This window comes from Thiomicrorhabdus heinhorstiae (assembly GCF_013391765.2).
In the GTDB taxonomy this organism is placed as follows: Bacteria; Pseudomonadota; Gammaproteobacteria; order Thiomicrospirales; family Thiomicrospiraceae; genus Thiomicrorhabdus; species Thiomicrorhabdus heinhorstiae.
Genome location: NZ_JACBGI020000007.1, coordinates 42806 through 54928, shown reverse-complemented (window position 1 = coordinate 54928; position 12123 = coordinate 42806). Strand labels below are relative to the sequence as shown.

The following is a 12123-nucleotide window of genomic DNA, read 5'->3' as shown; positions in this document are numbered from 1 at the left end:
ATCCATGCGTATTTCGCGCTTCTATCTACCGGGCGATTACTCACATGATCGCTTGGAGCTTCCCAAAGAACAGTGCCATTACGCTCTGACGGTTCTACGCCTGAAAAATGGTTTTGTCGTAGAGATTTTCAACGGCGAAGGCGATTGCGCCCGCGGCACTATTGAAGTGCACGGTCGCCACCAAGCCGACATCCTGATTACCGAAAGGTTAGACACCGACAGTGAATCGCCGCTGGATAGTACCTTAGTGCAATGCATATCCAAAGGCGATCGCATGGACTACAGCATACAAAAATGCGTCGAGCTCGGGATCAGCCGAATTCAACCCGTTTTCAGCGAACGCTGCGAAGTCAAACTCGACGGGGATAAACTGCAAAAACGCCGTGAGCAATGGCAACAGATCGTCATCAACGCTTGCGAGCAAAGCGGACGCAATCTCGTCCCGCAAGTCATGCCGACTTGCACCTTGCAAGACTATTTACAGAGTTTCAATCCCACCAAGTGCCTCGGCATCATCGGCGACCCTTATGCACAACAGGATTTAAAACAGCTCCCGAACCCGAAAAACGGGATCTCGCTATTGATCGGTCCGGAAGGCGGCTTAAGCGAAGACGAAGTCGCTCTAGCGGTAAACAGCGGTTTTCAAGCCGTGTGCCTTGGCCCACGCGTCCTTAGAACCGAAACCGCCGGCCCGGCGTTATTAGCCATTTCGCAAAGCCTATGGGGCGATCTCTGAATTAGAGAAGATTCTCTTTGAATCCCGCAAATTCAGTATAATAGCTGCTACTGTTTCAAACCGAACACCATAAAAACTTAAAATTTCTGTATTCCAGAGAAAAGAGATCATGCCGTCAACACTTCAAGTACCTCACCTGCAAACAGCTTTAAAAGGCCCTCTAGTTAAATTGGAGCGCCACCTGCTCAATCACCATATGGATATTGAGTCCTGGTTCCGTAAACAGTTCAAAAACACACCGGCTCCTTTCTACGCTTCGGTCGACCTGCGTAACGCCGGCTATAAACTGGCACCTGTCGATACCAACCTGTTCCCGGCCGGATTTAATAACCTGCATCCGGATTTGCGCTCTTTGGCCGTTTTGGCGGCACAGACGGCTGTAACACAGATCTGCCCGATTGCCGACGGCATCTTGATTATTCCGGAAAACCACACTCGAAACCTGTTCTATCTGGAAAACGTCTTTGCCTTGAAAAGCATTCTGGAAAATGCCGGTTACGAAGTACAGATCGGTTCACTGATTCCGGAGCTGGATGTACCTTTAATCATTGAACTGCCATCCGGCAACGCCCTGACATTAAAGCCAGTGGTTCGCAAGGACAACCGCGTCGGCGTAGACGACTTCTTCCCTTGTGCAGTCCTATTGAACAACGATCTATCCGGCGGACGTCCGGAAATACTGGAAGACCTCGACCAGACTCTGCTCCCGCCGTTGGATCTCGGCTGGGGCGATCGCTATAAAACCGAGCACTTCGCCCACTACTCGGATGTTACCGAAGCTTTCGCCAAGTTGATCGACATCGATCCTTGGCTGATCACTCCGACTTCCGTCGCCTGCGGGCCGGTTAACTTTAAAGAGCGCAGCGGAATTGAAGATCTAGCGAATTCGGTCAACCGCGTGTTGCAGGAAACCCAGGATTACTACAATACCCACGACATCGCCTGCAAACCGTTTGTTATCGTCAAATCCGACAGCGGTACTTACGGTATGGCGATCATGTCGGTACACAGCCCGGAAGACATCCTCAACCTGAACCGTAAGCAGCGCAATAAAATGTCTTCGGTAAAGGAAGGATTACAAGTAGAGCAAATGCTGGTTCAGGAAGGGGTTTACACCTATGAAACCGTTGACGGTGCCGTAGCGGAACCAGTGGTCTACATGATCGGCAGCCACGTCATCGGCAGCTTCTACCGGGTACATACCGGTAAAACCGCGACAGACAATCTGAACTCGCCGGGCATGCATTTCGAACCATTGTCCTACGAAGAAGCCGGGGCGATTCCGGATGAGAATCAAGGTCCTGATGCGACCCCTAACCGTTTTTACGCCTATGGGGTTATCGCCCGTCTGGCTCTGCTGGCGGCAGCCCGTGAAATAGCCGATTCCAAAGGCGAATTGCCGGACATCAACGCAATCTAAGGAGTCCGTATGAGCTTGATTCTCGGCATAGTCATGGATCCGATTGAGCGGATAAAACCCTACAAAGACAGTTCTTTTGCGATGCTGCTGGAGGCGCAAAGACGCGGCTACCAACTGCGTTATATGGAACCGCAGGACATCTATCTGCAAGACGGCAAACCTTTCGGACGCTACAGCGAATTAAAAGTCTGGGATCGTACCGCCGATGAGCAGTATTTCGGGTTCGGTGCCAGCTTTGATGCGCCATTGGCAGAGATGGATATCATCCTAATACGCCAAGACCCGCCGTTCAATAACGACTATCTATACAGTACCCACATGCTGGAACTGGCCGAAGCCGAGGGCGTCCTGGTTGTCAACAAGCCGCAAACGCTACGCGATGCCAACGAAAAGTTGTTCGCCAGCTGGTTCCCGCAATGCATTCCACCGACCCTGGTCAGTGCAAACCCTGACCAGTTAAAAGAGTTTGTCAAAACCCATCAAGACACCATTTTCAAACCATTGGATGCGATGGGCGGTGCTTCGATTTTCCGGGTTCGCGACGGCGATCCGAATCTGAATGTCATTATCGAAACCATGACAGATCACGGCAAACATCACATTATGGCGCAGATTTATCTGCCGGAAATCAAGCTGGGCGACAAGCGTATTTTGCTGATTAACGGCGAACCGATCGACTACAGTCTGGCACGCATTCCCGCCGAGGGAGAAACCCGCGGCAATATCGCCGCCGGCGGAACCGGAGTCGGAATGGAACTGACCGAACACGAGCGCTGGCTGTGTTCACAGATAGCCCCTGCTCTTCGCGCCAAGGGCTTGCACTTTGTCGGCCTGGATGTCATCGGCGATTATATTACCGAAATCAATGTCACCAGTCCGACCTGTATCCGCGAACTTGATGCGCAATTCCACCTCAATATTGCCGGTACACTGTTCGACCACCTAGAAAACGTCATCAAAAGTTAAGAGGGCTTGCAGATGCGCTTCGACAGACGCGATTTTTTGCGCTTAAGCCTGCTACCGTTGCTGCCGTCCGTTCTTGCCTCCTGCTCCGAAACGCAAGAACCGGTCGAAGCGACACAGATCGTTTTCGGCACGGTCGTCAATCTACAAATTTACAACACAGACAAGCAGACGGCGGAAAACGCCATCGCCCGCGTCGAAAGTTATTTCCAGCAATTTCACCACGAATGGCATGCCTGGGAAAAGGGCGGTATTCTCAGCAAAATCAACACTGCCATCGCCGAGCAAAAACCGATCGAAGTGGCTGATTCGGTTAAAAACTTTATTTTAAAATCCCGCCAACTGACCCGCGAAAGCGACGGACTTTTCGACCCGGGCATCGGTAAAATCATCGAAATGTGGGGCTTTCACAGTGAGCATTGGCAAGGCCCGCCACCGGAAGACAGTAAAATCCACGCCTGGTTACAGAGCCACCCTTCTTTACTGGATGTTTACTTTAAAGGCAACCGACTGTACAGCACCAACTCTCAAGTGCAACTCGATTTCGGCGGCAACGCCAAGGGGCTGGCAATCGATCTGGCTCTGCAGCAGCTGCAGCAGGCCGGTATCCATGATGCGCTGGTCAGTATCGGCGGCGACATGAAAGCCATCGGCCACCCTGCTGGACGTCAGGAGTGGAACATTGGTATACAAGATCCGAAAAACTCGCAGAAGGCGATTGCCGCCCTGCATTTAAACGGCGGCGAGAGCGTCGTTACCTCCGGCACCTATCAGAGATACTTTATCTGGAAAGGTCAACGCTACGCACATATTATCGACCCGAATACCGGCTATCCAGCGGATAGTTTTTCTTCGGTCACTGTCATTCACCCGGACGCGATTACCGCCGATTCCGCCGCAACCGCCTTGCTGGTCGCCGGACCGGAGAGGTGGCAAACCATCGCAGCCAAGATGGGCATTCAATATGCATTTTGCATCGGTCACGACGGCGCTATCCAGCAAACAAAAGCGATGGAACAACGGGTGAAACTGTTATAATTCGCTTATGAACGAAATACACTCTCTCGAACATAACTTTCTGATAGCCATGCCTTCTTTGGACGACAGCTGGTTTGAAAAAACCGTCATTTACATTGTCGAAGATAACGAACACGGCAGCATGGGATTGGTCATCAATTTGCCCCATCGTTTGACTGTGCGCGATCTATGGAAACACTTCGAATACGACTATAATGAAGACAGCCCGTCGCTGGACGACGAAATTCTTATCGGCGGGCCGGTCGATATGGAACGCGGTTTCATTCTCCATCAGCCTCTCGGCGACTGGAAGAGCACCCTTCCTCTTGGAGACGGACTGGCTATGACGGTTTCCGACGATATGCTCGAAGCAATCAGTCACGACCAGGGACCGCAGGAATTTCTGATCTGCCTGGGATTTGCCGGTTGGAAGCCGGGACAACTTGCTCAGGAGATGCAGAGTAACAGCTGGCTTACCATTCCTTACAATCAGAGTTTAATGTTTGAAACACCACTGGCAAATCGCTGGGAAGTTGCTCTGGCAACTTTGGGGATTTCCCCGGAATTTTTAAGCTCCGAGGCGGGCCATGCTTAAAGCCGATAAAGCGCTTATCGACGGAGTTGTCTTCGGTTTCGACTTCGGCCTGAAACGCATCGGCGTCGCCGTCGGACAAACCATCACCCAAACCGCTTCTCCTGAAGCGATCGTTGCCAGCAAAAACGGCAAGCCTGACTGGGATCACATCACTAAGCTATTCGAGAAATGGCAGCCTAAAGCAATTGTCGTCGGTCTGCCGATGCGTCTTGACGGCAGCGAACAAGCTCTGACCCAACCGGCTCGGAAATTCGGGCAAAGATTATCCGGGCGCTATCACTGCCCGCTGTTTTTTATTGAAGAACAACTCAGCTCGATTGAAGCGGAATCGCGTGATTTGAAAAACCGGCATATCGATGACCACGCCGCGCAGATTCTGTTGGAAAACTGGCTGCAATCGTAATTATTATCACAAACGGAACCCGGACTTAATCAACACACAGGCAAGATTAAGGCCTCAGAAATGGAATAAGTTCTATGAATGCTGACCAAATTAACGTAGCCGATCTGATCGAGCAGATTGTCGAACAACTCAAAGCGCACCCGATCATGGATAAGCAGCCGAAAATGATCGGCATCCGTACCGGCGGCGAATGGATCGCCCAGGCTTTGCACGAAAAACTCGGTTTAACCGACGAACTCGGCATTCTCGACACCGCCTTTTTCCGCGACGATATCGCGCGAACCGGTCTTAGCGTCGGGGTGCAACCTTCGCTGATCCCGTGGGAAATTCAAGATCAGCATCTGATTCTGGTAGATGACGTTCTCTATACCGGCCGTACCGGTCGTGCGGCATTGAATGAGATTTTCGACTTCGGCCGTCCGGCGAGTGTCATTCTGGTGTCATTACTGGAACGCGAAGGCGGACGGGAATTACCGATTCATGCCGATATCGTCGGATTAAAACTGGTATCCGAGCACAAACTCAAACTCAATGGCCCAGAGCCTCTAACCGTAAGCGTTCTTGACGATAACGAGGAAACTCTATGAGCTCAAAACTGACCGCCGGCAATATTCAGCTCAACGAACTCGGCAGGCTGAAACATTTCTTGACGCTTGAAGGATTGAAACAGCAACACCTGCTGGAGATTCTCGATACCGCCGAATCCTTTATCAACCCAAAAACCAATGAGATTCGTAATGTACCGGTGTTGCGCGGTAAAAGCATTATGAACCTGTTTTTCGAACCGAGCACCCGAACCCGAACCACCTTCGAAATTGCCGAGAAACGTCTGTCGGCCGACGTAACCAGTTTGGATATTCAGACCTCGGCAACCAAAAAAGGTGAATCTCTGCTCGATACGTTGTGGAACCTGCAGGCGATGCAGGCAGACATGTTCGTTATTCGTCATGCAGAGAGTGGCGCGGCGCACTTTTTCGCCCAGCATGTCGCCCCCCATGTGCATGTTATGAACGCCGGAGACGGTCAACACGCCCACCCGACGCAGGCGATGCTCGACATGTTTACCATCCGCAAACACAAAGGGGATATTTTCGATCTCAAGGTCGCTATCGTCGGCGACGTCCTGCATTCGCGCGTAGTCCGCTCGCAGATTCAAGCTTTAAGCATTCTTGAGGCTCGAGAGATCCGGGTCATCGGCCCAAAAACCCTGATGCCGGAATCCCCGGAAGCCATGGGGGTTCACGTCTATCACAATATGGAAGAAGGCATCAAGGATGTCGACGTCATCATTATGGTGCGTCTGCAGAACGAGCGCATGAAAAGCGCCCTGATCCCGAGCGAGAAAGAGTTCTTCAAACTTTACGGCTTGACCGAGAAGCGCTTGGCGTTGGCAAAGCAGGATGTCATTCTGATGCATCCCGGCCCGATCAACCGAGGTGTCGAAATCGATTCGGCAGTTGCCGACGGCCCGCGTTCGGTTATCCTCGAACAGGTTACTTACGGTATTGCCGTGCGTATGGCAGTGATGTCGATTTTGATGAGTAACGCCGCGCAACTCGCCCAACACAAAGTCGAAAAGGAAGCTGAAACAGCTCAGGATACATCAGGTACGGAGACCACAGCGTGAGACTAGAAATCAAAAACGGACGCATTATCGATCCAAGCCAAAATCTCGACCAAATTACTTCCATCTATCTGGCTCGCGGCCGCATTGCCGGCATCGGTGAAGCGCCGGAAGGTTTCAGCCCCGACAACGTCATCGACGCCGAAGACAAATGGATTCTTCCGGGACTGGTTGACCTGCAAGTTCGTCTGGGCGAACCGGGCAGCCATTATGCCGGCAGCATCGCATCGGAAACCCAGGCGGCGGTTGCCGGCGGAATCACCAGTCTGTGCTGCCCGCCTGATACGGCCCCGGTTAACGACTCCCAAGCGGTCACCGAACTGATTCAGAGACGTGCTCGTCAGGCTGCTACCGCCTTTGTTATGCCGATTGGTGCCTTGACTCAAGGTTTGGACGGTGAACGCCTCAGCGGTATCTACTCGCTGATCGAAGCCGGTTGCGTCGCTTTAAGCCAAGCCAATCGTCCAATCCAGAACGCCTTAACATTGAAAAACGCTTTGGAGTACACCGCTTCGCACAATACTGTGGTAATGCTGCGTTCCGAAGATCAGCAATTGAAAAATCGCGGTGTCGCACACAGCGGACCGGTCAGCTCACGCCTAGGCTTGCCGGAAAACCCGCCAAGCGCAGAAACGACCGCTCTGGCCCGTGATCTGGTTCTTGTCGAAGAAGCCGGGATCCGTACCCACTTCTCGCAAATTTCCTGTGCTCGTTCGGTGGAAATGATTGCCGAAGCCAAAAAGCGCGGGCTTCCGGTCACCTGCGATGTCGCCATTCACCAATTGCACTTGAGCGAGATGGACGTTCTCGGGTTTAACAGTCTGTTCCACGTTTCACCGCCATTGCGTGGTTTAACGGATCGAAAAGCCTTATTGAACGGGTTGAAAAGCGGCGTCATCGATGCGGTTGTCAGCGACCATACTCCATTGCATCGCGATGACAAGTTATTACCTTACGGCGAAAGCAAACCGGGAATCAGCGGATTGGAGACTCTTCTACCACTGCTGCTGAAACTTGTCCGCGAACAGAACCTCGATCTTATGACGGCGATTTCTTCGGTAACTCACAAACCGGCGTCGATTATCGGCATGCCGAGCGGCAGTTTGAAAATCGGCCGAACCGCCGATCTCTCGATTATCGATCCGCAAGGCATTTGGAGCCTTTCACCGGAAGAGATGATCAGTGAAGGCAAAAATTCCCCGTTTATCGGTTGGGAGTTCGAAGGAAAGGTGGAACAAACCTTTTTCCAAGGACGCCAAGTTTATCGCTCGGTCGAATAAAGACGACAGAAGGGAAAATGATGAATCTGCCTGAATGGCAAAGCTTTAACATGCTTGAACTACGCCAGAGTGAACAGCTAAACGGTTACTATTTAATCGAGTTCAAACTGGCGGTAAATGCACCTTTCGGCTGGAAAGTGCAGTTCCGTTTAGCAGCTGACCCGCAACAGCAACTGGCACTGTTCAAACAACAACAGCAACAGAATTACCTGTTGTTGCAACTATTAAGCGATCGCCCTCTCAACGATATCAAAGTCAGAGAAATTCTCGTAAAAGAGCCTCCAGAGATTGCTCTTCCCCCAAACGACACAACATTAATGATGCTTGGCAGTGGCTTGCAGATGGTACGACTGTTTGGTGTTGCCAAACAAAGAAGCAGCGTTGATGCTTCGACGCTGGCTCTATTGCATAGCACCGACACCTTTGCCTTTCCGGTCAAACCGGCACGATTTATTTTTCCCAACACCCCAGCAGCGGCCATCGGCGCCTGCCCACTGCTGGAAGACTGGAAAGTTCCCAACCGCTTGGCCAGTGATCAGGGCTTACCGGGATGCTATGACGGGAATTTACCGGAATTACTGCAGACCTGGCTGGAATACTCTTCCGTGCAGGATTGGCAATTTATCCTTGCAGCTCCAGACGACGTGCAACAGGAGTGCATTTCCTTACTGGAAACACACGGTTGCAGAACGATTTTCTGCTAAAAAACTTTACAGACTATTCTTCCAGTTCTTCGATATGACCGGCATGATGCCTCATCTCTTTGGAGAGATTTTCCAGGCGCTTCGCGGAATCGTGCAAACTCTTGGAAATCGCGCCGCCCAACGCCGCTTCGATTAAAATCTGCAACTCTTCAAACCCCTCGGCACCAATTGCTTCGCATTGTTTATTAGTCAGACTTTTTTTGAAGCCTTCGACAACCTTATATGCATGTTCTTCGATTTTCATCACCATTTTGATTACCCTCTAGCTTTAATCAGATTACCTTAATCGTCTTGGAAAATATCACCGCCGCTACTGACAATCAATGCATCCGTTTGTCCGATGATCTCTTGATTCTTGCCTTCATAGGGAATGGAATTCAGCAGATAACGCATCACTTCCAAACGCGCCCGCTTCTTGTCGTTGGATTTAATCACCGTCCAAGGCGCATATTGAGTGTTGGTATAGAAAAACATATCCTCTTTGGCACGGGTATAATCATCCCAGTGGTCTAGTGAAGCTAAATCCATCGGACTGAGTTTCCACTGTTTCAAAGGATCGGTTTTCCGCGCGTTAAAACGTCGCAACTGCTCTTTACGCCCCACCGAAAACCAAAATTTAAACAGGTGTACTCCATCACTGGTAATCATCTGCTCAAACTGCGGCGTCTGATGCATGAAACGAGTATATTCCTGCGGAGTACAAAACCCCATTACCCGCTCAACACCGGCCCGGTTGTACCATGAGCGGTCAAAGAGCACGATTTCACCCGCCGTCGGCAGATGTTCGATATAACGCTGAAAATACCACTGCCCTTTCTCTCTTTCGTTAGGTTTATCCAAGGCCACCACTCTCGCACCACGTGGATTCAAGTGTTCCATCATGCGCTTAATGGTTCCGCCTTTACCGGCCGCGTCACGCCCTTCAAACAGCATAATAATCCGCTCATCATGCGACTTGACCCACTTTTGCAGTTTCAGTAACTCAATCTGTAACAGGCGTTTCTGGTCTTCGTACTCATCACGGGAAATTTTTTCTTTATATGGATAGTTTTTCTCGCTGGAAATGACTTTTTTCATTCTGGCAGGCCCTCCGTTGCTTGTTTTAAGTATACCCCTAATCCATTTTAGACCCCCACTTGCAAAACATTTTTTCCCCGCAAACTTGACGAGTGCCAAGTTTTAAAAAATAAACCGACACTTTCCATCGTTTTTACGCCTGCGCCCGGTACAATTATTCCATCCTGAGAGTGAAAAACTGAAGGCGAAATTCATGAGTGAACATCTACTTTCCAATCTAAAAAACGTCGAAGCAAGAATTGAACACGCTTGCCATGCTGCCGGTCGGCCGCGTGAATCGGTGACCCTACTCGCCGTCAGCAAAACCAAGCCGGCTTCCGACGTCGCGATGTTAGCTTCTGCCGGACAGAAAGCCTTTGGGGAAAATTATTTGCAGGAGGCTTTGCAAAAAATTGCAGAACTGCCCGAGTTGGAGTGGCATTTTATCGGTCCGATTCAATCAAATAAGACCAGACCGATTGCCGAAAACTTCGCATGGGTTCACAGTGTCGATCGTTTGAAAATCGCCGAACGCCTCAGTCACCAGAGACCAGTGGCTCAAGGGCTTTTAAATATTCTGCTGGAAATCAATGTTAGTGGAGAGGAGAGCAAATCCGGTTTCTCTCTCAGCGAAATAGCCGAAATCATTCCGCAAGTGGCCGCACTTCCCAATCTGGTTTTGCGCGGTTTTATGGCGATACCCGCCGCAAGCACGGATCTTGAACAGCAACGCATCCCATTACACAGAATGCAGCAATTACTGCTGGAGATGCAACAGGCCTTTCCTGAATTACCGTTGGATACTTTATCGATGGGGATGTCGAACGATCTGGAGGCAGCGATACTCGAAGGAGCAACCATCGTTAGAATCGGCACCGATCTTTTCGGCGCGCGTGAATACAAAAAAAAACCGGAGTAACTTAGACTCCGGTACTTCTCCTTTTTTAGCAGTGAACCTGTTTATAGTATGTTTTTGTGCAAAAATTAACTTCTAGGTTCACCAACGGCACTGCTTGTTTAGCGATCTCTTTTCATTCTCTTTTAAGTACAGGTCCGTTTCGACGGTTTTTTTATCAAAAGTTTTCCCTTGTTTCCCGCCGGCTTCAATTAAGTTATCGGTCGATAATCAAAAAACTTTAGCTACTTTTTTCAATCACTTAGCGTGTTTTCAATTTCACTTTCGGCAGATACAGCATCAGCATTCGCTGCCATTCCCAAACCGGCCCATTCCAGCAACTGACTGTGGAAAGTTTCAACCCGATCCAGCCACGCTGCTTCCGATCTCTGCTGAGGATCCTGCAAAGCAAGATTTTTAGATTCCAGATGATCGACAAAGTCTTTACCATCGGAAAACAGAACCGATAGCTGCTGTAATGCGTTCTGCCATTTTTGCAGATAATCGGGCAAAGCCTGCATGGTCGCTTTCGGCTCGGACTGCTGTGCCTTTTCAGTGAAAACAGGACGGCTCAACTGCGAAGTCTGTTCATACAAACTGGTTCGGGTTTCGGTATGTGTCAAATTCAGACTCATGCTTTGCAGCTGTTCAAAATCGATATCGAACTCCATGGCATGTTGCAGCGCCTCATCCAGGTTTCCACCGAAAAAGTCCTGCGCCAATTCGTTGACCTGCTCGAAGACATTTTTTATCGCTGCCAGCTCCTCTTCATCGATATCGCCTTCAACCGCAAAGCCGAATGCTTCACTGAATGCACTCGCTTCCAGTTCGCTACGCCGCGAAAAATACTGCACGCCCTCCGGTCCGGATTGCAGCTTCTGGCTCTCACTCTGCGCTTGGAAATAGGCAAACAATTGGCGAAAATCGACAGTAATCTTATCGCCGTCCTGAGTGCTTAACTGCAAGCTCATGGTATTACTGTAAGCATAAGCCTGTTGCGCTCTGGTCTGACTGGCCGCGGAAAACTGCGGTAAACTCTCGCCTCTCAATTCGCCCTGCCAATCCGCAGGTGCTGTCGACTCAGCGCCTTCTTGAGGCAGGCTGGCAGATTTCGCCGTTTCCGCAGCGCGGAACCCATGCAAACCATGTTGCAGATTCGGGAATCTAGGTTCGATTGTCGTCGGCATAATTACTCTCCTTTGAAAGCTTTGCCGCAAAACTTAACCGTCGGCATCACTACTCATCAATGTCCGTTTTTATATCTGCTGTTTTATATCGGCCTATAACGCAAAATCTTAAAGTCGTTACAACACATATCGCCCCGAATATAGACAAAAAAAGCGTGCGAAATCCTGCGGTTTGACAAACTCCAATCCAAGATCGAATATAATAGTTCGAATTCTGATTAATCAACCAGGTAAGCCTTATTA

General features: G+C 50.3%; 14 protein-coding genes. 11 read left to right on the top strand and 3 right to left on the bottom strand.

Translation table 11 applies throughout. The features are described 5' to 3' along the window. The first annotated feature begins 4 nt into the window (after positions 1–4). The 10 genes from H8792_RS05625 (at position 5) to H8792_RS05580 (ending at position 8742) form a co-directional block, all read left to right on the top strand. Positions 5–736 carry a 16S rRNA (uracil(1498)-N(3))-methyltransferase gene (locus H8792_RS05625; protein WP_185977961.1) on the top strand — a complete coding sequence of 244 codons (732 nt, stop codon included), beginning with the start codon at positions 5–7 and terminating at the stop codon, positions 734–736. A 109-nt stretch (positions 737–845) separates the two neighbouring features. Then, on the top strand, positions 846–2156 hold the full coding sequence (gene gshA / locus H8792_RS05620) for a glutamate--cysteine ligase (protein ID WP_185977960.1): 1311 nt from the start codon (positions 846–848) through the stop codon (positions 2154–2156). A 9-nt stretch (positions 2157–2165) separates the two neighbouring features. Further along, complete coding sequence (gene gshB / locus H8792_RS05615; protein ID WP_185977959.1) at positions 2166–3122, top strand: glutathione synthase; 957 nt, start codon at positions 2166–2168, stop codon at positions 3120–3122. Between the two features lie 12 nt (positions 3123–3134). Continuing rightward, positions 3135–4157 carry an FAD:protein FMN transferase gene (locus H8792_RS05610; protein ID WP_185977958.1) on the top strand — a complete coding sequence of 341 codons (1023 nt, stop codon included), beginning with the start codon at positions 3135–3137 and terminating at the stop codon, positions 4155–4157. A gap of 7 nt (positions 4158–4164) precedes the next feature. Then, positions 4165–4731: a YqgE/AlgH family protein gene (locus H8792_RS05605; protein WP_185977957.1), complete on the top strand. Its 567-nt coding sequence runs from the start codon at positions 4165–4167 to the stop codon at positions 4729–4731. Further along, positions 4724–5134 (top strand): Holliday junction resolvase RuvX, encoded by a 411-nt coding sequence (ruvX, locus tag H8792_RS05600; protein WP_185977956.1) that lies wholly within the window; start codon positions 4724–4726, stop codon positions 5132–5134. Before H8792_RS05605 ends, ruvX begins: the two co-directional genes overlap by 8 nt. 74 nt (positions 5135–5208) lie before the next feature. After that, a complete protein-coding gene (gene pyrR / locus H8792_RS05595; RefSeq protein ID WP_185977955.1) occupies positions 5209–5721 on the top strand; it encodes a bifunctional pyr operon transcriptional regulator/uracil phosphoribosyltransferase PyrR in 513 nt (170 codons plus the stop codon). Further along, positions 5718–6761, top strand: coding sequence for an aspartate carbamoyltransferase catalytic subunit (locus H8792_RS05590; protein ID WP_185977954.1), 1044 nt, complete (start codon positions 5718–5720; stop codon positions 6759–6761). Before pyrR ends, H8792_RS05590 begins: the two co-directional genes overlap by 4 nt. Beyond that, positions 6758–8038 carry a dihydroorotase gene (locus H8792_RS05585; protein WP_185977953.1) on the top strand — a complete coding sequence of 427 codons (1281 nt, stop codon included), beginning with the start codon at positions 6758–6760 and terminating at the stop codon, positions 8036–8038. The genes H8792_RS05590 and H8792_RS05585 overlap by 4 nt, the downstream gene beginning before the upstream one ends. Positions 8039–8055: 17 nt before the next feature. Continuing rightward, a complete protein-coding gene (locus H8792_RS05580) occupies positions 8056–8742 on the top strand; it encodes a hypothetical protein (RefSeq protein ID WP_185977952.1) in 687 nt (228 codons plus the stop codon). Between the two features lie 13 nt (positions 8743–8755). On the opposite strand, the gene H8792_RS05575 is transcribed toward H8792_RS05580, so the two are convergent. Together H8792_RS05575 and ppk2 are read right to left on the bottom strand one after the other, a co-directional pair. Next, a complete protein-coding gene (locus H8792_RS05575; protein ID WP_185977951.1) occupies positions 8756–8992 on the bottom strand; it encodes a hypothetical protein in 237 nt (78 codons plus the stop codon). A gap of 32 nt (positions 8993–9024) precedes the next feature. Then, complete coding sequence (gene ppk2, locus H8792_RS05570) at positions 9025–9819, bottom strand: polyphosphate kinase 2 (protein ID WP_185977950.1); 795 nt, start codon at positions 9817–9819, stop codon at positions 9025–9027. Positions 9820–10012: 193 nt separating this feature from the next. On the opposite strand from ppk2, the gene H8792_RS05565 reads away from it, so the two are divergent. Next, positions 10013–10717, top strand: coding sequence for a YggS family pyridoxal phosphate-dependent enzyme (locus H8792_RS05565; protein ID WP_185977949.1), 705 nt, complete (start codon positions 10013–10015; stop codon positions 10715–10717). Positions 10718–10947: 230 nt separating this feature from the next. Here the strand turns inward: H8792_RS05565 and H8792_RS05560 are convergent, their stop codons facing one another. Then, positions 10948–11880: a hypothetical protein gene (locus tag H8792_RS05560; protein WP_185977948.1), complete on the bottom strand. Its 933-nt coding sequence runs from the start codon at positions 11878–11880 to the stop codon at positions 10948–10950. Positions 11881–12123: the final 243 nt, after the last annotated feature.